19 protein-coding genes are annotated in these 21,802 nt (G+C 70.5%); 2 read left to right on the top strand and 17 right to left on the bottom strand.

Going from position 1 to position 21,802, the window contains the following annotated elements:
* From I0C86_RS13385 to I0C86_RS13375, 3 genes are all read right to left on the bottom strand, one after another.
* Window positions 1-686: squalene/phytoene synthase family protein (locus I0C86_RS13385; RefSeq protein ID WP_323373621.1), on the bottom strand; the 686-nt coding region annotated here is incomplete at its 3' end.
* A 228-nt stretch (window positions 687-914) separates the two neighbouring features.
* Window positions 915-1,757: a DMT family transporter gene (locus I0C86_RS13380; RefSeq protein WP_196201567.1), complete on the bottom strand. Its 843-nt coding sequence runs from the start codon at window positions 1,755-1,757 to the stop codon at window positions 915-917.
* Window positions 1,758-1,856: 99 nt separating this feature from the next.
* A complete protein-coding gene (locus tag I0C86_RS13375; RefSeq protein ID WP_196201566.1) occupies window positions 1,857-3,281 on the bottom strand; it encodes an MGDG synthase family glycosyltransferase in 1,425 nt (474 codons plus the stop codon).
* A gap of 328 nt (window positions 3,282-3,609) precedes the next feature.
* Between I0C86_RS13375 and I0C86_RS13370 the strand changes: the two genes are divergently transcribed.
* Window positions 3,610-4,938 carry a glycosyltransferase gene (locus tag I0C86_RS13370; protein WP_196201565.1) on the top strand — a complete coding sequence of 443 codons (1,329 nt, stop codon included), beginning with the start codon at window positions 3,610-3,612 and terminating at the stop codon, window positions 4,936-4,938.
* 81 nt (window positions 4,939-5,019) lie between these two features.
* On the opposite strand, the gene I0C86_RS13365 is transcribed toward I0C86_RS13370, so the two are convergent.
* The 12 genes from I0C86_RS13365 to I0C86_RS13310 form a co-directional block, all read right to left on the bottom strand.
* Window positions 5,020-6,336 carry an ABC transporter substrate-binding protein gene (locus I0C86_RS13365; RefSeq protein WP_196201564.1) on the bottom strand — a complete coding sequence of 439 codons (1,317 nt, stop codon included), beginning with the start codon at window positions 6,334-6,336 and terminating at the stop codon, window positions 5,020-5,022.
* A 32-nt stretch (window positions 6,337-6,368) separates the two neighbouring features.
* A complete protein-coding gene (locus I0C86_RS13360) occupies window positions 6,369-7,496 on the bottom strand; it encodes a branched-chain amino acid ABC transporter permease (protein WP_230394098.1) in 1,128 nt (375 codons plus the stop codon).
* Complete coding sequence (locus tag I0C86_RS13355; RefSeq protein ID WP_196201563.1) at window positions 7,493-8,383, bottom strand: branched-chain amino acid ABC transporter permease; 891 nt, start codon at window positions 8,381-8,383, stop codon at window positions 7,493-7,495. The genes I0C86_RS13360 and I0C86_RS13355 overlap by 4 nt, the downstream gene beginning before the upstream one ends.
* Window positions 8,380-10,260 carry an AMP-dependent synthetase/ligase gene (locus tag I0C86_RS13350; protein WP_323373620.1) on the bottom strand — a complete coding sequence of 627 codons (1,881 nt, stop codon included), beginning with the start codon at window positions 10,258-10,260 and terminating at the stop codon, window positions 8,380-8,382. The genes I0C86_RS13355 and I0C86_RS13350 overlap by 4 nt, the downstream gene beginning before the upstream one ends.
* A 119-nt stretch (window positions 10,261-10,379) precedes the next feature.
* Window positions 10,380-11,222 carry an ABC transporter ATP-binding protein gene (locus I0C86_RS13345; protein WP_196201561.1) on the bottom strand — a complete coding sequence of 281 codons (843 nt, stop codon included), beginning with the start codon at window positions 11,220-11,222 and terminating at the stop codon, window positions 10,380-10,382.
* Window positions 11,219-12,010: an ABC transporter ATP-binding protein gene (locus I0C86_RS13340; RefSeq protein ID WP_196201560.1), complete on the bottom strand. Its 792-nt coding sequence runs from the start codon at window positions 12,008-12,010 to the stop codon at window positions 11,219-11,221. The genes I0C86_RS13345 and I0C86_RS13340 overlap by 4 nt, the downstream gene beginning before the upstream one ends.
* Window positions 12,011-12,401: 391 nt before the next feature.
* Window positions 12,402-12,977: a CHRD domain-containing protein gene (locus tag I0C86_RS13335; RefSeq protein ID WP_196201559.1), complete on the bottom strand. Its 576-nt coding sequence runs from the start codon at window positions 12,975-12,977 to the stop codon at window positions 12,402-12,404.
* A 159-nt stretch (window positions 12,978-13,136) separates the two neighbouring features.
* On the bottom strand, window positions 13,137-13,994 hold the full coding sequence (locus I0C86_RS13330) for an alpha/beta fold hydrolase (RefSeq protein WP_196201558.1): 858 nt from the start codon (window positions 13,992-13,994) through the stop codon (window positions 13,137-13,139).
* Window positions 13,995-14,139: 145 nt separating this feature from the next.
* Entirely contained in the window at window positions 14,140-15,543 is a 1,404-nt protein-coding gene (gene sthA, locus I0C86_RS13325) for a Si-specific NAD(P)(+) transhydrogenase (protein ID WP_196201557.1), read from the bottom strand.
* 94 nt (window positions 15,544-15,637) lie between these two features.
* On the bottom strand, window positions 15,638-16,135 hold the full coding sequence (locus I0C86_RS13320; RefSeq protein WP_196201556.1) for a metallophosphoesterase family protein: 498 nt from the start codon (window positions 16,133-16,135) through the stop codon (window positions 15,638-15,640).
* A gap of 10 nt (window positions 16,136-16,145) precedes the next feature.
* Window positions 16,146-16,412, bottom strand: coding sequence for a ferredoxin (locus I0C86_RS13315; RefSeq protein WP_323373619.1), 267 nt, complete (start codon window positions 16,410-16,412; stop codon window positions 16,146-16,148).
* A 5-nt stretch (window positions 16,413-16,417) separates the two neighbouring features.
* Window positions 16,418-17,593 (bottom strand): cytochrome P450, encoded by a 1,176-nt coding sequence (locus I0C86_RS13310; RefSeq protein WP_230394097.1) that lies wholly within the window; start codon window positions 17,591-17,593, stop codon window positions 16,418-16,420.
* Window positions 17,594-17,793: 200 nt separating this feature from the next.
* Between I0C86_RS13310 and I0C86_RS13305 the strand changes: the two genes are divergently transcribed.
* Window positions 17,794-18,309: a GNAT family N-acetyltransferase gene (locus tag I0C86_RS13305; protein WP_196201554.1), complete on the top strand. Its 516-nt coding sequence runs from the start codon at window positions 17,794-17,796 to the stop codon at window positions 18,307-18,309.
* Window positions 18,310-18,411: 102 nt separating this feature from the next.
* On the opposite strand, the gene I0C86_RS13300 is transcribed toward I0C86_RS13305, so the two are convergent.
* Together I0C86_RS13300 and I0C86_RS13295 are read right to left on the bottom strand one after the other, a co-directional pair.
* Window positions 18,412-18,804: a hypothetical protein gene (locus tag I0C86_RS13300; RefSeq protein WP_196201553.1), complete on the bottom strand. Its 393-nt coding sequence runs from the start codon at window positions 18,802-18,804 to the stop codon at window positions 18,412-18,414.
* Window positions 18,805-18,982: 178 nt separating this feature from the next.
* Entirely contained in the window at window positions 18,983-21,781 is a 2,799-nt protein-coding gene (locus tag I0C86_RS13295; protein WP_323373618.1) for an AfsR/SARP family transcriptional regulator, read from the bottom strand.
* Window positions 21,782-21,802: the final 21 nt, after the last annotated feature.

Here is a 21,802-nt window from a genome sequence, read left to right as displayed (position 1 = left end):
GCCTGCCGCCGGACGACGGCGCGCAGCCCGTCACCGGCCCGCGGCGCGTCGAGGTCCTCCTCCGCCACCCCGGCCGCCACCAGGTCCTGGGTCGGTAGGTAGATCCGCCCCCGGCGCCGGTCCTCCGCCACGTCCTGCAGGTGCTCGATGACCTGCAACGCCGTGCAGACCCGGTTCGAGAGTTGGATCCGGGCGGGTGTCGGAGAGTCGAAGACGTGCAGTACGAGTTCGCCGACCGGGTCGGCGGAGAAGTGGCAGTACTCGACCAGGGCACCGAACGTCGGATAACGGGTCGTGACCTGGTCACGGCGGTTCGCCTCGATCAACCGGAGCAGCGGGTCGAGCGGCAGCCGGCGGTCGACCACGGTCGGCGCCAGTCGGACCAGCACCGGATGCCGTGGCGGGTGGCCGGCGTACAGCGCACGCACCTCGCGTTCGAACCGGTCCAGTGCGGCGAGTCGGACGGCGGGAGGCTCGTCCCGGCCGGCGTCGTCCGGCTCGTCACCGAGGTCGTCGACGAACCGGGCGTACCCGTAGAGGGCGAGCAGGTGCCGACGGGTCCGCGCCGGTAGGACCCGGAGTGCGACCGGAAAGTTCTCCCCGGCCACCACGGTGTCCGGCTGCCGGCGTCCGCCCGGCCGATCCGCAGATGGACGGCCCGGAACATCGTCGGTCAGATCAAGCACGCTGCCGCCTCTCGCGAGGTCAATCTGTCAGCCCGGGCCCAGCCAGACCGCCGCGCCGGATTGGTAGTAACCCATCGCTCGCGCTAAGTAATCTTCACCGAGCGTACCCAACTTCCCACCCTCGGCGGTGCGGGCCGCCGAATTCCTCTCGGCGTGTTCGACCCCCCGATGACCTGCGTCCCATCGGGTCGGGTCGGTCCGCCCGGCCACGCCCGCCCGGTCGGCGTGTCAGCTTGACTGGGTACGTCGGGCCATCCAGATACCGGTGCACATCGCCGCGACGGCGAGCAGGCCGACGATCAGGCGTGGCCCCTGGAGCGAGAGTTTCTCCTCGAACGCGGTGACCCCGATCAGCACACTGGCGAACGGGTCGAGCAGCGCGATCGCGGTCAGCGGGGCGGCGATCGGGCCGCCCTGGAAGGCGTTCTGGTTCAGGGTCAGCGCCGCGCCGCCGACCACCATCAGGGCGTAGAGATGCCAGTCCGTGAAGACCTCGGCCGGATGATCCGGCAGCTTCTCGATCACGCTCTTGAGCAGGGCCGCGGCGGTGGCGTAGAGCAGGCCGGTGGCGATTCCCAGCATCAGCCCCCGGGTCGCCGCCTGGGTCCGCCAGGCGAGCAGCAGGCAGATCGTGACCAGCACTCCGACGGCGATGCCGACGCCGACCCAGGCCAACGCCTTCGGCTCCTGCACACCGCCACGCGGGTTGGCGGCGACCAGGAAGCCGGTGAGCCCGATGACCCCGATCACCACCACCAGCATGTCCCGCCGGTGCACCCGGCGGCGTTCGAGCGCCGCCTCGAGCGGGATCGCCATGAAGAGACCACTGACCAGGAGCGGTTCGACCAGGGCGAGCGCGCCGAAACGCAGCGCGAGCGCCTGCAGCATGGTGCCGAAGGCGTCCGGGATCCAGCCGAGCAGCCACAGTCGGCGGTGCAGCAGCCGGATCAGCAGTCGTGGGTCGATGGTCCGGGTCGGCCGTTCCCGCTTGGCGGCACGCTGCTCCAGCACCGAACTCACCGCGAAGCACGCGGCCGAGGCCAACCCCAGAACGATGGCGATGCTGTTCATCGGGCGACCTCCGAATCCAGGGTCGGGACGCCGGGGCGGCGGGGCGCCGTCCTGGTTCCGCTGCCGTCGAGGTAGGGAGGCGGGTCGGCGACCTGCACCTCAGCCTTGCCGGTCCGGCCGGTTGGCCGGTTGGCTGCCGCCATCGGCCCCTGGTTCGTCCGCGCCGATCCGCTTCTTCGCCATGCTGGCCCGCAGTCCCACCCAGCGGGTCAGCGTTCGACGCGGTGGCGCGGCGGTCAGTCCCGTCGTCACCTCGGCCGGCACCGCCACCGGGCTGTCGACGAGCGCCGGATCGTCGACCAACGCCGGATCGTCGACCGGCACCGGATCGTCGACCGGCACCGGTTTCCGGGGCGACGACGCTGCCTCGACGCCACGGGCGACGTCGGCGACCACCGCCGCCGGGTCGGCGTCGAAGAGCGCGAGTCCGGCCGCCCGCTGCCGCTGGCCCTCGGCACCGTCGGCGAGTTGGACCAGGATCGGGCCCAGGTCGGCGGAGCGGCGCACCCAGGTCGCCACCCCGGCTCGGCTCATGGTGTCGGCGTTCGCCCTGCCGTGGCCGGGGATGGGTCGGTAGGTGGCCACCGGCAATCCGCAGGCCATCGCCTCCAGCGCGGTGAGTCCGCCGGCGTTCTCCACGAGCACGTCCGCCGCCCGGAGCAGTTCGGGCATGTCGTCGACCCATCCGAAGACGTGTCCGATCCGCTTCCGCTTCAGCCGGTGGTACAGCGCGGTGTTCCGGCCGCAGACCACCACCGGGACCGCCACCCCGGTTCGGGCGATCTCGGCTGCCGTCCGCGCCACCGCGCCGACTCCCCAGGAGCCGGCGACCAGCAGCGCGAGCCGCGTGTCGAGGGGCAGCCCGAGCCGTTCGCGGGCGTTCCGCTTGTCCTCCTCGGCTCCGGGACGGAAGCCGGCGGAGACCAGTCGACCCGCCACCCGGACCTCGCCGGCGCCGAGCGCCCGCGCCTCGGTCCGGGTGGTGTCGTGCGCGGCGCAGTGCACGTCGATACCCGGGGACACCCAGATCGGGTTGACCGCGAAGTCGGTCAGATAGGTGATCACCGGTACGGCGAGCCGGCCCTCGCGGCGCAGCGGCCCGACGATCTGACTGACCACCGGGTACGTCGAGACCACGGCCCGGGTGTCCGGCGGCAGCATCCGGAGCACCCGTGGCCACACCGGTCGCAGCAACGCCCGGGTGATCGGCGCGGCCCGACTGAAGTTGCCCCCGATGGAGAACAGCAGCCCGTAGATCCAGGGCAGCCGGCTCAACATCCCGTGGTAGGTGCCACGGAGCAGTCGTCCGAGTCCCCACGGGAAGATGTCGGCCAGGTCCACGCAGTCCGCCCGTAGTCCACGCTCGCGGAGCCGGCGGGCCAGTTCGCGGCTCGCGCCGTCGTGCCCGGCACCAGCGCTGGCGTAGATGATCATCACACGGGGACGTCGCCCTCCCGAACCGCCGATCGGCGGCTCGGACGCCTCCTTACGGCTGACCTGGTACCGCCCGGGACTGAACGTCATCCGGCCATCTACCCGGAGAAAGTGCGAAGAATCCTCGGACCACCACCGTCCTGCCACCTTTTCGGCCCCGGCTCGTCCGCTCCGGCCCCGGCTCGTCCGCCACCCGACCCGGCCGGACCGGTACGCCTTCGTTCCCGGCCGGACCGGTACGCCTTCTGTCCCGGCGGACGGCGCGCCTCCGTTCCCGGCCGGACCGGTACGCCTCCGTTCCGCCGACAGCGGTCAACGGCGGCGGCACCGGCGTAGACTCCGGATACCCCGCGTGGCCAGCGGGTTCAGGCGCCCCGCGCCACCAGCGAACACCTCTTCGGCCCGCCGGGAGGTCCGGATGCGGGTTCTGATCGTCACCGCCGGTTCCCTGGGGGACGTCGCCCCCTACACCGGCCTCGGCGCCCGGCTGCTGACCGCCGGCCACCGGGTGGCGATCGCCGCACCCGCCCGGTACGCCGACCTGGTGACCGGTTGCGGGCTGGAGTTCCGGCCGATTCCCGGCGACCTCCCGGCCCTCCGGACGGCGGCCGCCGGACGACGACTGTCGTCCCTGCCCGGGGCACCGGGCGTGGTCGAGTTCGTCCGGCTCGGCGGCCGGTTCGTCGGCGACCTCGGTGCCGGCATCGCGACCGCGGCCGAGGGCGGCACCGACCTGCTGCTGCTCTCCAGCACCACCGCACCGCTGGGCTACTCGGTGGCGCAGCACCACGGCATCCCCAGCCTCGGCGTCTTCCTCCAGCCGACCTATCCCACCCGCGCGTTTCCACCGATCCTGCTCGGCATACGGTCGCTCGGCAGTTGGGGCAACCGGGCCGCCGGATGGCTCGGCCAACGGCTGGTCCGCCAGGTCTACGCGGACGCCTCGCGGCGGCTTCGCGCCCGGCTGGGCCTGCCGCCGGCCGACATCGCCGCCCTGGAGCGGCATGCCGAGGCCACCGGCTGGCCGATCACCCACGGCTTCAGCCCGGCGGTGCTGCCCCGGCCAGTGGACTGGCGCTCCGGCCTGGACGTGGTCGGCTACTGGTGGCCGCTGGCCGCCCCGCAGTGGCGGCCGCCCGCCGCCCTGCTCGACTTCCTCGCCGCCGGCCCGCCGCCGGTGTACGTCGGCTTCGGCAGCCTCGCCGACACCGGCGGGGAGCTGCACAGCCTGGTCAGCCGCGCGCTCCGGCGCGCCGGAGTACGCGGCGTGGTGCAGGGCATCGGCGCCGGACCGCACCCGGGAAGCGAATCGATGCGGGACCTCCGCGCCGGACTCGTGGACGGCGCAGACCCGGCGAGCGTCGTCCGGCCGGAATCGGGGAGCGGGTCGGACCAGGTGCTGACCGTCGGGGACGTGCCGCACGGCTGGCTCTTCCCCCGGATGGCGGCCCTGGTCCACCACGCCGGCTGCGGCACCGTCGCCGCCGGGCTCCGGGCCGGAATTCCGGCGGTGCCGGTGCCGATCCTCGCCGACCAGCCGTTCTGGGCCGCCCGGCTGGCCGCCCTCGGGGTCAGCCCGGAGGTGATCCCGTTCCACCGGATCAGCGAGGACCGGCTCGGCGCCGCGATCCGGGCCGCGGTCACCGAGCCGGCCTTCGGGCACCGGGCCCGGCTCCTCGCCGACCGGTTGGCCGGCGAGGACGGTGCGGGCGCGGTGGTGGCCGCGGTCGACCGGCTGGCCCGTTGACCGGCCGACCGCGGCCAGCTCGTCCCGGCTCGTCGGCGACGGCGTCCGCCGCCGCCGAGCCGGTCGATCATGGCGGGAGCCTCACAACTTCGCGTAGCAGGGTCCGTCCAGGGTGTACGCCTTCGCGGTCGGGCCGGTGAACAGCGGTCGTACCTGCTTCGTCCCGGTCGGGGCGGCCCGGTCCGGACGGTAGACGGCGGTCACCCGTACCGCCCCCTCGTTCGGGCCGGCGGCGTAGTTGCCCGCACCGGCCGGCAGCATCCCCTCGTAGTCCACCGAGGTCAGGGACTTGACCGCGGCGACCAGCCCGGCTCGGGTGAGATCGCCGCCCGCCACCGCCTTGGTCAGCGCGGCCTTCATCGGGTACGACCACACCCAGCCCGAGGTGTACCCCTCGTTCGGGGTCACCCCGCCCAGCGCCGCCCGCAGCGCCTGGTGGCCGGGTGTGTCGGTGCCCCACGAGTCCCACGGTGCGGTCTGCTCGTAGCGGGCCAGCAGGGCGGGCGCGGCGGCGCTCTGCAACAGCGCCGGGTTCCAGGTCGGGCTGGTGCCGATGAACCGTCCGGTGAAGCCCCGAGCGGCGGCCTGTCCCACGATCGCCGCCGCGTCCGCCGGGCCCATCGTCAGGATCACCAGGTCCGGTCGGCCGGACAGGATCGCCCCGATGGCGCCGGCCTGCTTGTCCGCGCCCGAGTCGGTCTTCACGGCGTTGAAGGTCAACCCGAGGGACTGCGCGGCGAGCTTCGCCCCGGCCGCGGCGTCGTCCCCGTAGTCCCCGGCGAGGTGGACCGCCAGCACCGACTTCACGCCGTACGCCTCCCGGGCGTAGTCGAGCGCGTTCATCGACTCCAGGCAGTAGTTGGCGCCCGACTCGACGATGACGTCCTCGAAGGCGTACGCCGAGGTCCACGCGGCCGGGGCCGCGACCACGTTGCTGGCCTTCATGTCGGCCAGGATCGCGGCCGTGGTCGGTGAGCCGAGGGTCTGGGCCAGGGCGAGCACGTTCGGCTTGATCTCCTGGTACACCTGGTTGTGGGTCTGCGGGTTGTACTTGTTGTCCCGGATGTACCGGGTCACGTCGACCTCGTGGTCGCCGATCCCACCGGCGGTGTTCACCCGCTTCCAGAACGCCTTCTGGGCGTCGGTGATCGGCACCGCCAGCGCCCGGAACGGGCCCTCGGTGAGGTCGGAGATGATGCCCAGGTAGATGCAGCCCTTGTTCTTGTCCACCGCCTCCGGGCACGGCTCGGAGGTGACGCCGACATCGGTCTTCAACCCGGACGCGTCGGTCTCGGCGTCGCCGCCCCGGCAGGCGACGAGCGCGCCGCAGAGCAGCAGGGCGAGGGTTCCGGACCCGATCCGGCGTACGTCGGAAATGGATGATCTGTGCCTTCCCATGGCTACCTCACAGGGGTCGAGAAGGGAGCAGCTCAGTAGGAGAACGGCCATGCCTTCCAGTAGTTGCGGACCCGGACCCAGATCCCGAACAGGCCCCGGGGCTCGAAGAGAAGAAAGACGATGAGAAGTACGCCGTAGAGGATCGTCTCCACCTGGAAGACATTGGGCACCTCGTTCGGCTGGGCGCTGAGGAACGGCACCCACGCCTGCATCTCCCGGGTCAGCCGGGGCAGCAGGGTGATGAAGAACGCCCCGGCGATCGCACCGGAGATGGTGCCCGCCCCACCGATCAGCACCATGGCGATGTACTGCACCGACAGCAGCAGGCTGAACGAACTCGGGTCGAAGAAGCCGGTCACGGTGTAGAGCAGCGCGCCCGCGCAGCCCGCGTACGCCGACGAGACCGCGAAGGCGATCGCCTTGTACCGGGCCAGGTTGACCCCGATCACCCCGGCCGCGATGTCCCGGTCCCGGATCGCGGTGAACGCCCGGCCGATCCTCGACCGTGCCAGGTTGGCCGCGGCCAGCGCGAAGATCAGCAGGAACAGCAGCATCAGCCAGTAGAGCTTCTGGTCGCGGGTGCCGAGCGCACCGGTGGCGGCCAGTGGCTGGCCGAAGAACTCCAGGGTGGCCGCCGGACGGCCGACGCCCGCACCGCCGGTCAGCGCCGACCACTCGCTGAAGACGTGCTGGCCGATGAAGACCAGGCCGAGGGTGACGATCGCCAGATACAGCCCGCGCAGCCGGGTGGCGAGCGGCGCCACCAGCACCCCGGCCAGCCCGGCGACCAGGCCGGCCGCGGGCAGCCAGACTCCGATGTTGGTGACCCCGAACCCGATCACCCGTCCGTCCGGGTCGCCGCTGATCGCCGCCGCCGTGTACGCGCCGATGGCCAGGAAGAACGCGTGCCCCAGCGACACCTGACCGGCGTACCCGGTGACCAGGCCGAGCCCGATCGCCCCGATCGCCGCCACACAGCAGACGGCGAGCAGTTGCAGCACCTCGTCGGGAAGCAGGAATGGCAGGGCCACGGCGAGCATCAGCAGCATGCCCACCGAGGTCCGCTTGGCCGGGGTGTCGAACAGGGCCAGTTCGCTGGCGTACGAGGTGTGCAACAGCGGCCGTCCCCGCAGCCGGGTACGCCGTCCGGTGGCGCTCATACCCGTTCCACCTCCCTGGTGCCGAACAGTCCGTACGGGCGGACCAGCAGGACCAGCAGCATCAGCACGTACGGGGTGATCACCGAGACGTTGCCGCCGAGCCAGGGCGCGTGCTGCTGGTAGCTGGCGGCGAGTTCCTGGATCGTGCCGACGGCGAGCCCGCCGACCACCGCACCGGGCAGCGAGTCCAGTCCGCCCAGGATGATCACCGGAAGGGCGGTCAGCGCGATCAGCCACAGCCCCGCGTCGACACTCGCTCCGGCCGCGGCGAAGGTTCCGGCGACCGCGGCCAGGCCACCGGCCAACCCCCAGGCGAGCGCGAAGACCGCGCCGACCGACACGCCCTGGGCCAGTGCCGCCTCCTGGTCGTAGGCGGCGGCCCGCATGGCCAGGCCCATCCGGGTGAACCGGAAGAAGGCGAACAGGGCCGCGATCAGCACGGCGGTGGTGAGGAACGCGCCGAGGTGCCGCTGTTGCAGGTCGATGCCGGTACCGGGGATGGCGACGGTACGCAGCCCCCACGGGTCACCGACGTGCCGGACGTCCAGCCCGATGAAGCCGTTGACCACGACCCGGACCGCGACGTCCACCCCGAGGGTGATGATGGCGACCACGAAGGCCGGGCGGCCGACCATCGGGCGGACGGCGACCCGTTCCACTCCGAGCGCCAGCCCGGCGGTGAGCAGTGCGGCGATCAGCACCGCGAGCCAGAACCCGACCGGCCCGACGAGGTAGGTGACCAGTACCGCGCCGGCCAGCATGAACGCGGGCTGGGCAAAGCTGATCACCCGGGTCGCCTTGTAGATGATGACGAAGCCGAGGGCCAGCAGCGCGTACACGCTGCCGGTGCCGAGCCCGCGCAGCACGCTCTCCAGGAACTCGGTCACGCCGCCTCCCCGCCGTGCCCGGATCGCGAACCGGCGCTGGGCGGGTACAACGCTTCGACCAGTTCGGCGAAGCGGTCGGCGACGGCGGACCGGCGCACCTTCTGGGTCGCGGTCAGTTCACCGTCGACGTGGTCCAGTTCCTTCGGCAGCAGCGCGAACCGCCGGACCTGCTCGACCGGGGCGTGCCGGGCGTTCACCGCCTCGACCACCTCGCCGACCAGGGTCCGCACCTCCGGCTTCTCCGACAGGTCCCGGTAGGTGGTGTACGGCAGACCCCGGCGTTGCGCCCACTCCCCCACGGTCTCCAGTTCGATGCCGATCAGCGCGGTCAGGTAGGGCCGGCGGTCGCCGACCAGGATGGCCTCCTTCAGGTACGGCGACGCCTTCAGCGCGTTCTCGATCTCCGAGGGAGCGACGTTCTTTCCGCCGGCCGTGATCATGATGTCCCTGGCCCGGTCGGTGATCCTGACGTGGGTGCCGTCGACCCACTCGCCGATGTCGCCGGTCCGGAGCCAGCCGTCGTCGGTGAACGCCGCCGCGGTGGCCACCGGGTCGCGGTAGTAGCCGGTGAAGACGCCGGGATGCCGGGTCAGGATCTCTCCGGTCGCCTCGATCCGCAGCTCGATTCCGGGCTGCGGCTCGCCGACCGTACCGAGCCGGATCCGGCCGGGCCGGTTGGCGGTGGCGACGGCGGTGTTCTCGGTCATCCCGTACACCTCGTGCATCCGGATGCCGATTCCCATGAAGAACCGCAGCACGTCGGGGGCGATCGGGGCGGCACCGGAGGCGGCGTACCGGACCCGGCGCATCCCGATCCGCGCCCGCAGCGCCCGGTAGCAGAACAGCCAGCCGATCCCGTACGCCAGCCGGGTGCCGGCGGTGGGTCGTCCGCCGGTCCGGATCAGGGTGCCGGCGATCCGGTCGGCGATCCCGAGCCACAGCCGGGCGTTCCACCGCTTGACCGGGGACGTGTTGGCCAGCCGGATGGTCACCCCGGCGAGGATCTTCTCCCAGATCCGGGGCACCCCGAAGAGGATGGTCGGCTGTACCTCCCGCAGGTTGGCCTGCACCGTGTCGATCGACTCGGCGAACGCGATCTGCACTCCGGCACCGGCGTTGAACCAGGTGGTGAAGATCCGTTCAGCGACGTGACACAGCGGCAGGTACGAGAGCAGGACGTCGGCCGGCCCCGGGGGTGGATCGGTGAAGCCGCCGGACTGGACCAGCGTCCGGATCGCGAAGTCCACATTGGCGACGCTCAGCATCGCGCCCTTCGGCGGACCGGTGGTGCCGGAGGTGTAGATCAGTGTGGCGATGTCCTCGGCGGTCGCCTTCGCCATCCGCCCGTCGACCGCTCCGGGCTCGGCGGCCCGGTGCTCGGTGCCGATCCGGAGCAGTTCCGTCCAGTCGAGCAGCGCCGGATGCTGGTAGCGGCGTCGGATGCCGCGTGGTTCGAGGTAGACGATCCGGTGCAGTTCCGGGCACTGGTCGAAAACCTCCAGTGCCTTGTCGACCTGCTCCTGGTCCTCGGCGACGAGCACCCGGGCACCGGAGTGGGCGAGCAGGTATCCGACCTCGGCGGGCGGGTTCGTCGGGTAGAGCCCGACCGTCATGGCGCGGAGCGCCACCGTCGCCAGATCGGCGTAGAGCCACTCGCGACGGTTCTCGGCATGGATCGCGACCCGGTCCCCGGGCTGCACACCGAGGGCGAGCAACCCGTGCGCCACCGTCTGTACGGTGTCCCAGTACTCGGCCCAGGTCACCTCCTGCCAGATGCCCCGGTCCTTCTCCCGCATCGCCACCGCGTCCGGAGTGGTCCGGGCACGCTCGCGGACCCGGGTGGCGACCGTGCGCACCGAGGTCGCCGGCGACGGCACCGCAGGGTCCGGGGTCGGAGGGTCCGGGGTCGCAGGGTCCGGGGTCGCAGGGTCCGGGGTCGCAGGGTCCGGGGTCGCAGGGTCCGGGGTCGTGGCGGACGGGGTCGTACCGGCCTCGGTCATCTCGGAGGCACCTCCCCCAGGTAGGCGCGGACCACGTCCGGGTGGTGTGGGATCTCGGCCGGGCTGCCGGTCGCGACCACCTGGCCGAAGTCGACCACCATCACCCGGTCGGCCAGGTCCATCACCAGCCCCATGTCGTGTTCCACCAGCACGATCGGGATGTCGAGTTCGTCGCGGATGTCGAGGACGAACCGGGCCATGTCCTCGGTCTCCTCCAGGTTCATTCCGGCGACCGGCTCGTCCAGGAGCAGCAGTTTCGGTTCCATGGCCAACGCCCGGCCCAGTTCGACCCGCTTCTGCACCCCGTACGGCAGCAGGCCGACCGGCAGCCGCCGCCACCGCTCCAGTTCGAGAAAGTCCACGATCTCCTCGACCGCCGCCCGGTTGGCGATCTCGGCGCGCCGGGCCCGTCCCAGCCAGCCGAGTGCGGCGAGCGTGCCGTAGCCGAGGTGGTGGTGCCGGCCGAGCAGCAGGTTGTCCAGCACGGTGAGGTTGGCGAACAGTTCGACGTTCTGGAAGGTCCGGGCCAGACCGAGCGCCGCGATCACGTGCGGTCGGCGGCCGACCAGATCGGTGCCGTCGAAGACCACCCGACCGGTCTGCGGGCGGTAGACCCCGGAGAGCACGTTGAAGATGGACGTCTTGCCGGAGCCGTTGGGGCCGATGATCGCGAAGAGTTCGTGCCGGCCGACGCTGAAGCTGACCCCGTCGATGGCGCGTACCCCGGCGAAGTGCAGTCGGACGTCCTCGAACCGCAGAATCGGGTCGGCGTCGGCCCCGGCGGAACCGTTCCGGTCCGGGGCGGTGCCGGCGGCGAGGTCCGGCTCGGTGGCCGTCACGACAGCCACCGCTTGCGTCGCCGGTAGTGCTTGACGTCCCGGAACGACCGGCGGCCGGCGCCGGCGGCGGCACCCAGGCCGAGGTAGAACTCCCGGATGTCGTCGTCGGCCAGTAGTTGCTCGGCCGGCTTGTCGAGCACCACCTGTCCGGTCTCCAGCACGTAGCCGTGGGTGGCCAGCGAGAGCGCCATGGTGGCGTTCTGTTCCACCAGCAGCACCCCGGCGCCACCGGCGTTGATCGTCGCGATCAGTTCCCGGACCTGCGCGACGAGCCGGGGCGCGAGGCCGAGACTCGGTTCGTCCAGCAGCAGGTAGCGGGGCTCGGCCATCAGCGCCCGGCCCATCGCGAGCATCTGCTGTTCCCCGCCGGAGAGATAGCCGGCGGTGTGCCGGCGGCGCTGGGCGAGCACCGGGAACAGCCCGAGGACGTGGTCGAGCCGCGCCGGAATCTGCCGGTGGGCGGTGTGGCCGCCGAGCCGCAGGTTCTCCTCCACGGTCAGCTCGGCGAAGATCCGGCGCCCCTCCATCACCTGGCAGACGCCCCGGCGTACGACGGCGGCCGGCCGGAGCCGGTGGATCGGGTCCCCGTCCAGGGTGACCGAACCCTTGGTCACCGCGCCGTCGTGTACCTCGAGGAGGCCGCTGATCGCCCGGAGCAGAGTTGTCTTGCCTGCGCCGTTCGCACCCAGCAGCGCGACTATCCCACCCGGTGGCACGGTGAGGCTCACCCCGCGCAGTACCAGCATCACGTCGTCGTAGACGACCTCCAGATTGCGCACCTGCAGCATCCCGGGCACCCCCGGTTGTGGTTGTGGCGCGGATCACAAAGTTACCGGACATTAACCATGACGCAACGTTCCGTCAAGAGCACCGGTGGTAGGCAGCCACAACTCCGCCCGGTCGGTGGATGCGCGCACGCCCGAGCGATCGTCGGTTGTGGACGGCGCGCCCCGGTGCCCTCCCGTAGCGCGGCGGCGTCAGGGAACGTGACGCCTCGCGGCGACGGGATCGCGCCCCGTCGGCGTCTCGGGCATTGTCGCGGCTCGGGCATTGTCGCGGCTCGGGCATTGTCGCGTCTCGGGCATTCGGCGGCGCGCAACGGTCGGCGGGAAGCTGGAGCGCCGTCCGCAGCCGGGCCGCCGCCTCCGGCAGCGACCGGACCTGGTGGCTGCCGGGACGTCAGTGGTAGTGGCGACGGCCGAGCTGGGTCCGGATCTCACCGCCGGGGTAGAGCGAGCTGTGCACGTTGACGTAGGCGGCGCCGACCCGCAGGGCAGCCAGCAACTCGCCGAACTGGCCCGCGGCGATTCCCTGGGCGACGGGTCCGATCACGTCGGCCGGCCGGATCGTGCCGGTGACCGTCGCCGGGTCGGCGGGGCAGGGCTGGGTGCCGGCCGGTCCGTTACCGAGATTGGTGCAGAGGAAGGCGCTGATCCCACCGCTCTGGGCCCGTACACCGAAGTGGATGTGCGCCTGGGTGACGTCACCCTCCAGCGCGTCGTAGCTGAGCTGGTACTCGATCTCCTGGGCCTGCTCGTCTATCGCCACCGCGAACCGGCCGGTGCCGGTGGTGGACAGCGCGAGCGGGGTTTCCTGGTAGCCGGTCAACCGCTCGCGCTGGACGCTCCAGCGGCGGTCATCGTCGTCCTCGCCCTGCCGCTCGGCGTGCCCGTAGGCAAGTCGGGCGGTTCCGGCGGCGGCGGCCAGTACGGCGATCAGGGTGACCGCCAGTCCACGCCATCGTCCGATCATCATCGTCCCGCCCCCCTCTGTCGTGCCAGGCGGTGCTCGTCACCCTGGTCAACGGGCTCGGCGCCGCCTGGGGCACGACAGATCAGTGACGGATCGTGGACAAAGAGTAATGAACGACATTGGACCGTCGCGTACCGGCCACCTGGGCGGGGCCGGACGAACCTACCGCTTTCCGGACATCGCCGGCACCTTTGCCAGGAAGTTCATGATCGCTTGGTTGGACTCCTTCGCATGGGTCCACGGGATACCGTGCGGAGCGCCCTTGAGGGTCACCAGTTCGCTTCCGGGAAGCATCGGATGCAGGCGCTGCCCGGTCGCCGGATACGGCAGGACGTTGTCCTTGTCCCCCTGAATGATCAGCACCGGTACGTCGATACGGGGCAGATCCGGCCGGAAGTCGGTCAACCAGGCGTCGATGGAATGCAGGGTGGCGACGGCCGACGCCCCCGCACCGATGTTCCAGTGCCCCCTGAACGCCTCCTCGCTGACGCGCTTGCCCTTGTTCTCGTCGAAGTTGAAGAAGGCCGTCACGAAGCTGGTCAGGTACTTGAACCGGTCCGCCACCACCGCCTGCTTGAACCCGTCGAAGAGGCTCTGGTCCACCCCTTCCGGGTTGTCCGCCGTCTTCAGCAGGAACGGCGCGAGCGGGGCCATCACGACCGCCCTGTTCACCCGCTCGGACCCGTAGGTACCGAGATACCGGATCACCTCGCCGGTGCCCATCGAGTGACCGACGAGGATGATGTCCTGTAGCTCGAGTTCGGTCAGGATGGTGTCGAGGTCGGCCGCGAAGGTGTCGTAGTCGTAGCCCTCGGCGGGCTGGCTGGACTTGCCGAACCCCCGCCGGTCGTAGGTGATGACGCGGAACCCGGCCGGGAGCAACTCACCCACCTGCTTCTCCCAGGTCGAGCCGCCGAACGGGAACCCGGCGATGAGTACGACGGGTTGTCCGGTTCCGTGGTCTTCGTAGTACAGATCGATCGAAGCGGAGTTTTCGGTACCAACGGTGATGTACGGCATTTGAGTTCTCCGTTCACGCCAGACGTGGCGAGGCCGGCTCACGAGCAACCGCCCCAGGTGTCACCGTGTGCTTCCCGAACCGCCTCCGGCTACTCCTGACCTGGGCCAGCCGGTCTTGCCGGGATGACCGCCCCGAAACGCCCACCTAGTCGCGCAGTCGGGCGATGTGCCGCATCTTGTTCATCGCGTCCAGGGCGGCGACCTTGTAGGCCTCGGCCAGGGTCGGATAGTTGAACACCGCGTCGACCAGGTAGTCGATGGTGCCGACGCAGCCCATCACCGCCTGTCCGATGTGCACCAGCTCGGTGGCTCCGGTGCCGAAGATATGCACCCCGAGCAGTCGACCGCTGTCCGGCGCGACAAGGAGCTTGAGCATCCCGTACGAGTCGCCGCTGATCTGACCCCGGGCGAGTTCACGGTACCGGGAGATGCCGACCTCGAACGGCACCTTCTCCCGGGTCAGCTCGTCCTCGGTCCGGCCGATGAAACTGATCTCCGGAATCGTGTAGATGCCGATCGGTTGCAACTCCGGCATCGCCCGGACCGGTTCGCCGCAGGCGTGGTGCGCGGCGAGCCGACCCTGCTCCATGGAGGTCGACGCGAGCGCCGGGAAGCCGATCACGTCACCGACCGCGTAGATGTGCGGCACCGTCGTCCGGAACTGCGGATCGACCTGGATCCGGCCGCGATCGTCCGCCGCCAGCCCGGCGTTCTCGAGTGCGAGTTCGCTGCCCATCCCGTGCCGACCGGCCGAGTACATCACCGTGTCGGCGGCGATCCGCTTCCCGCTCTCCAGCACGGCGATGGCGCCCCGGGTGTGCCGCTCCACCGCGGCCACCGCCTCGCTGAACCGGAACGTCACCGCCAGGTCCCGCAGGTGGTACTTCAGCGCCTCGACGATCTCCAGGTCGCAGAACTCGAGCATCCGGTCGCGTCGCTCCACCACCGTGACCTTCGTGCCGAGCGCGGCGAACATCGAGGCGTACTCGATGCCGATCACCCCGGCACCGACCACGACCATCGAGTTCGGCACCTTCTCCAGGTTGATGATGCCGTCCGAGTCGACGATCGTACGCTCGTCGAAGTCCACACTGGCCGGTCGAGCCGGACGGGTACCGGCGGCGATGATGATGTTCTCGGCGGTCACCTTCGACTCCCGCCCGGCCGGATCGGTCACCGCCAGGGTGAACGGGTCGTGGAACCGGGCCGTGCCGGTGAGCAGCCGGACCCGGTTACGGGCCAACTGGCTGCGTACCACGTCGACCTCGCGTCCGATCACGTGCTGGGTTCGGGCGGTCAGGTCGGCGACCGTGATGTCGTCCTTGAGCCGGTAGCTCTGGCCGTACACCTCCCGCTGGCTGAGCCCGGTCAGGTAGAGCACCGCCTCCCGCAGGGTTTTCGACGGCACGGTTCCGGTGTTGATGCAGACGCCGCCGACCATGTGCTGCCGCTCGACCACCGCCACCCGCCGACCGAGTTTCGCCGCTGCTATCGCGGCCTTCTGACCACCTGGACCCGAGCCCACCACGAGCACGTCAAAATCATGCACCCCCACAGTCTGGCAGCACTCTGATCCAAACGCTCCAGCCCGAACGGCCGGTACCCCACCGGCGGCCCCGGAATCCACGCCCGGGCCGGCGAAGTCAGCGCGACAGGTTGTGCAGAACCACGTTGTCGAGCCGACCGGCGGTTATCTCGGCGGTGAGGAACGTGGCGTGGGGTTGGCGTCGCCGGTCGGTCGGCGAGCCGGGGTTGAGCAGGCGCAGGCCGCCCGGAGCCTCGCTGTCCCAGGGGATGTGCGAGTGCCCGAAGACGAGGAGGTCGTACCCGTCGAACCGGGCCGCGCAGCGGCGCTCCCGCCCGGTCGCCGGGCCGGTCTCGTGCACGACCGCCACCCGCACGCCGGCCAGTTCGACCCGGGCGATCTCCGGCAGCCGGGCCCGCAGCTCGGGTCCGTCGTTGTTGCCGTACACGCCGATCAGCCGGCGTGCTCTCGCGTCGAGAACGTCCAGCAGGGGCTCGTGCACCCAGTCACCGGCATGGATGACCACGTCGGCCTCGTCGACCGCGGCCCACAACCGCACCGGCAGGTCACGCGCCCGCTTCGGTACGTGGGTGTCCGCCATCATCAGCAGGCGCACGTCCCCCACCCTACCCGTCAACCGCCGGGCGGTTCAGGTGGCTGTCAACGCGCGTGTCGGCACGAGCGGGAGCGGCGGACTCGACGAGGGCCAGTGCCCGGCCGGGACAGATGTGGATGGCCTGGCGTACCCGGGTGACCGTCTTCTCGTCCTTCGGAGTGCTGTCGAGAACGACCACGGTCCCGTCCTCCTCGTCCTGGTCGAACACGGCAGGCTCGGTGAGTACGCACTGGCCCGCGCCGACGCAACGGGCCAGGTCTGCGGTTACCCGGATCATGTCTCCTACCAGGTCACCGGGAGGGAGTGCAGTCCGTAGACGGTGGAGTCGTCCTTGAACGACAGCTCGTCGAACGTCGCGGCCAGCCTGAGGTCGGGGATGCGGGCGAACAGGGTGTCGAAGACGATCTGGAGTTCGATTCGGGCGAGGTTCTGACCCAGGCACTGGTGTGGGCCGAAGCCGAACGCGATGTGATGGCGGGCGCCGCGCCCGGTGTCGAAGGTGTCGCCATCGACGAACGCGGCCGGATCACGGTTCGCGACGTTGCCGAGCGTGAGAACACCGTCGCCAGCGCGGATCAGCACACCGCCGATCTCGACGTCCTCCCGGGCGACCCGGGACGTGACGAACTCGGCGATCGTGAAGTAGCGGAGCAGTTCCTCGACGACCTCCGGCGTGGTGGCGGGGTCCTCCCTCAGCGCGGCCAGCGCCGCCGGTCGCTCCAGCAGCGTCATCACACCGAGCGAGATCATGTTTCCGGTGGTTTCGTGCCCGGCCAGCAGCAGCAGGAATCCGAGACCCGCCAGGTCCTCCCGATCGGCGCCCTTGACCAGTTGGCGGCCGAGCAGGTCGTCGGCCGGCTGCTTCTCCTTCTGGACGATCAGCTCGGCCATGTATTCGCGGATCTCGTTGGCCGCCACATGACGTTCGGCGGTCGGGACACCGCGGTGCAACAGCTTGGCGGAACGGCTCTGGAAGAAGTCGTGATCGGCGTACGGCACGCCGAGCAGTTCGCAGATGACCAGCGACGGCACCGGCAGCGCCAGCGCCGGGACGAGGTCGGCCGGTCGCGGTCCGGCGAGCATGGCATCGATCGACTCGTCGACGATCTGCTGGATGCGCGGGCGCAGCGCGTTCATCCGCCTGATGGTGAACTCGCCGACCACCGCGCGCCGGGCCTCACCGTGCTCCGGCGGGTCGAGCCCGATCATGGTTTGTCGCATCGGAGCACTGGGGCGCGGTCCGGACGGCTGCAGGGGAAACCCCGCGCGTTGACGGTCGGCGCTGAACCGCGGATCGGTCAGCATCGTACGGATGTCGTCGAGCCGGCTCAGTGCCCAGACCTGCGAGCCGTCGGGCAGCGTCACCCGGGCCACCGGCTCCCGCTGTAGTTGGACGTGCTCGGGCGGCGGCGCGTACGGACAGGTGCGGGTCAGGGGAAGCACCGGGAAGTCGGGCATGGCGCAATCTCCCATCTCGAGTGTTGATCGGAGCGCCGAAATGTTCCTTCCGACGACGAGCGTACCGCCGAGTGGATTAGGCGGCTTAGATCCCGATCCCGGGCCGGTCGAGACGGCCGCCCGCTGAGCGACGGCGTCGCACCGGTCGCACGCTGGTATGGTTCGCGCTGGTCAGCTCGCCATGAAGACGGAGTTCCGAGATGCCGACCACCCGCGTTGCCTCGGTCGACGATGCCCCTGCTGTGACCGCGCTGCTGCGCGCGAACCGGGAGGCCTTCGCACCCTGGGAGCCGATGCGCGACGACCCGTGGTTCACGCTGGACACCCAGCGCACGATCCTCCAGACCTCGCTGGAAGCGCATGCCCAGGGAACCATGGTTCCGCTCGTCATTCTCGACGGGGACGAGGTGATCGGCCGACTGAACATCAACGGGATCACCCGGGGCGCACTGCAGTCCGCGGTGCTCGGCTACTGGGTCAGCCCGTCGCACCAGGGCCGGGGATTCGCCACGATGGCCGTTGCCGATGCCGTCGCCATCGCTTTCCGCGAGCTCGACCTGCACCGGCTCCAGGCGGAGACGCTGCTGCACAACACGGCCTCACAGCAGGTGCTGCTCCGCAACGGGTTCCGGCCGTACGGTGTGGCACCGTCGTATCTGAAAATCGCCGGCAGCTGGCAGGATCATGTGCTGTTCCACCTGCTCGCGACGGACTGAAGACGAGTTGTGACGAAGCGGTTCCACGTCATGGTCGAGATCTCGACCGGGGCGCGGACGCGGGCTGGACCCGTGCCCGACGACCAGACGGTTTCGGCGCGGTTAGACCAGGGGCCCGCCCGGCCACAGCGGCGGCCGCGGGACCGGCTGCGGCCGGGCCCGCGGCGGGGGTGGCGGCCGGTGCCAGCAGGCGTCGATGAGCGCGTCGAACTCTGCCCGCATCAGGCCGTCGTCGTGCTGAACCAGCTCGACGAACGCCTCGTGCACCGATCGGATCGACGGCGACGCCGGCGCGACGGCTGACCAGGTGCTCAGCGCCCTCGCCCTGCTCCGCGAGCTACGCGCCGAACTGGAGAACTGGGAGCCGCGACTGATCGCCGCCGCCCGGCAGCGCGGCCCAGCCTGGACCGGCTGCACGACGCCCTGGGCGGACCCGACCCCGCCGCCCTGGTCCGGCCGCTGTCCGACACCCAACCGCATCTGCCGGCCGACCACCAGACACTCGCCGAACGCGTCAACGAGGTGAACGTACGCGGCCGACGGGAACTCCTGGTACCCGATCGGACAGTCCGAGCATGTGGAGATGAGTATGCGTGCCCGCGTGCACGCCGGAGATCCGGACGCGTTCAGGGAACTCTTCGACGAACACGTCCGCTCGGTCTACAACCACGGGTTAGGAGGTCACGGGGTTGACGGTCGCGAGCAGCTTGGTACGGACCTGATCCGCCTCGGGATGATTGAGTTCGGCCAGCAGGGTCAAGGACTGCCGCCAGGCAATACCCGCCGCTGCCGGGTCACCGGCCGCCTGGTGTGTGTCGCCCAGTTTGGTGAGCCCGGCCGCCTCACGCTGGCGCTCACCGGCCTCCCGGGACAGCCGCACGGCGCGTTGATAGCAGGTCACCGCCTCGTCGTACGCACCGAGCTGTCGATGGATGGAACCGAGGGTGTCCCAGGCCGCTGCTTCGCCATGCCGGTCCGGGAGCTGCGCGTACAGGGTAAGCGCAAGGCGACAATCCTCGAGCGCACTCCGATGGTCACCGAGCTTGGCCCGGGACCAGGCGATCCCGCTGAGCGCCCTGGCTTCGCCGCGCCGCTGGCCCGCCATCCGGAACAGGGTCGACGCCTGCTCAGCGTGCCGCAGAGCCGCTCCGTGCTGGCCATGCCGGTCAAGCACCGCCCCGAGGTTGAGGTGTGCACAGGCCTGGCCACCGTGGTCACCGATCCGGCCGTACGCGACCAATGCCTCCTCGAGATGCAACTGTGCCTTGTCTTCCTGGTCCAGCACGAAGTACGCCAGACCAAGACCGTTGTGGCTGTGCGCCACTCCGATCGGGTCGGTCAGCCGCATCGCGGCATCGAGCGCGCGCCGCTCGACCGCCAGGAGATCCTCGCCGTGGCCCTGCCGGTGCAGAAAGCTGGCGACCGCCCAGGCCAACTGCCATACGTGCGCCTCAAAGCCGGCGCCCGCCTGGTGGATGGCGGCGAGTAGCACCCGGCGTTCGCAGACGAGCCAGGCGAGTGCCGCGTCGGCACCGGAGAGATCCTCGAGAATCACCCCGGCGCGCGGTGGCGAGAGCGCGATCGCGACCCGGTGTGGATCCATCAGCCGCGTTGCGGCACAGGCCGTGTGCAGATAGTGGTCGAGCTGGCGGCCCGTCGCGGCGCGCCGTTCCGCGGCGTCATCGTTGGACCGCGTCAGCTCGATCGCATATGCGCGCAACAGGTCGTGCAGGGTGTACCGGCCGAAGTTCTGCTCCGTGACCAGATGCGCCTGGCTCAGTTCCGCCAGCAGCGGGCGTACCTGCTGCCGGGTGATTCCGGCGAGGCTGGCGGCGGCGTGCAACGAGACATCGGGACCGGGATGCAGGCCGAGCAGTCGGAACAGCCGGGCGGCCTCCGGGCTGAGAACTCTGTATGACCAGGAGAACACGGTTCGCACGTCGGTGTCGGCGGATCCGACGGCGAGCGGATCGAGCACACTGTCCGCGTCATGAAGCTCGGTCGCCAGCAGTTCCAGCGGGAAGCCCGGACGGGTTGCGGCGCGGGCGGCCACTATGGCAAGAGCGAGTGGCAGCCCGGCGCACCGAGCGACGATCTTGTCGACCGCGGCCGGCTCGCGCGCGAGCCGGCCGGCGCCGAGGCGGCGCATCAGCAGGTGGTGTGCCTCCGGTTGGCTGAGTGGGTCCAGGGTGAGCAGGTTGGCTCCCTGGGCGGCGACCAGGCCGCTAAGCTCGTTGCGGCTGGTGACCACCGCCAGGCAGCCCGCTGAGCTGGGCAACAGGGGCCGTACTTGATCGACGTCTCGTGCGTTGTCCAGCACGACGAGTATCTTTTGTCCGGCCAGTAGGCTGCGGTACAGGCAGACCTGTCCATCAAGGGAGCCCGGAATTCGCTGCGGCGGTACGCCCAGGGCATCGAGAAACCCCCGGAGTGCCTCGGTCGGGCTGGTGGCTGACCTGGTGGCATCGAAACCATGCAGGTTTACGTAGAGTTCGCCGCCGGGGAACCTGTCGGCCACGCGGTGGGCCCAATGCACGGCGAGCGCGGTCTTGCCTACCCCCGCCGTACCCGACATCGCGCAGATGACGACTGCCGTCGGCTCCTGGACGCTGGTGCTGAGCAGTGCGTCCAGTTGATCGAGCGCATCGCGGCGCCCCACAAAGCCCAGTATGTCGGCCGGCAGTTGCGCCGGTGTCGGCGTAGCTGATTGCCCGGCCGTCAGGCGTAGGCCGGTGTCATGACGGAGCAGTGCGGCCCGCAGGCGCTGCAGATCTGGATCCGGGTCCACGCCGAGTTCGTTGGCGAGCCGTACCCGCAGCCGCTCGTACGCGTCCAGCGCCTCGTGCTGGCGTCCGCATCGGAACAGGGCCGTAATCAGCTGCGCGGTGAACCGCTCGCGGGTCGGATGTTCGGCGGCCAGTACCCCAAGCTCACCAACGACCTTCTGGTGGCGTCCGAGCGAGAGATCGGTTTCGACCGCGAGCTCCATTGCGCTCAGTCGCAGGTCGATGAGGTCGGCGCCGACCCGTTCGCGGAGCCGGTCGGACGCCACACCTGCCAGCAGCGGACCCTTCCACAGGCCGATGGCACTACGTAGGGCAGATGAGCGTGCCATCAGGTCGTCGATCCCACGCGCCGTGTCAACCGCCAGCCGAAACCGGTGCGCGTCCACGTGGGCCGGATCCACCTCGACCCCGTAGCCGCCGTGCTGGCTGATCAGCCGCACACCCGATGTGCCATTACCGTCCGGGTCCAGTCGCCGGCGCAGCCGAGAGACGTGCGCCTGGAGACTGGTCCGGGCACTGGCTGGCGGAGCGTCGTCCCACAACAGCGAGGCCAGTCGATCGACGGTCACCGCCTGCCCGGCCAGCAACAGCAGGACACCCAACAGGCGCCGCTCGCCACGGCGACCGAGCGCGACAGGTACACCGTTGTGTTCAGCCTCGACCTGACCCAGCAGGCGGAACTCCACAGAGACCTCCACGTGTCACTG

The organism is Plantactinospora alkalitolerans (assembly GCF_015690345.1).
Classification (GTDB): Bacteria; Actinomycetota; Actinomycetes; order Mycobacteriales; family Micromonosporaceae; genus Plantactinospora; species Plantactinospora alkalitolerans.
Note: the sequence above shows the minus strand (reverse complement) of the source record. Positions and strands in the feature narration are given on the sequence as shown.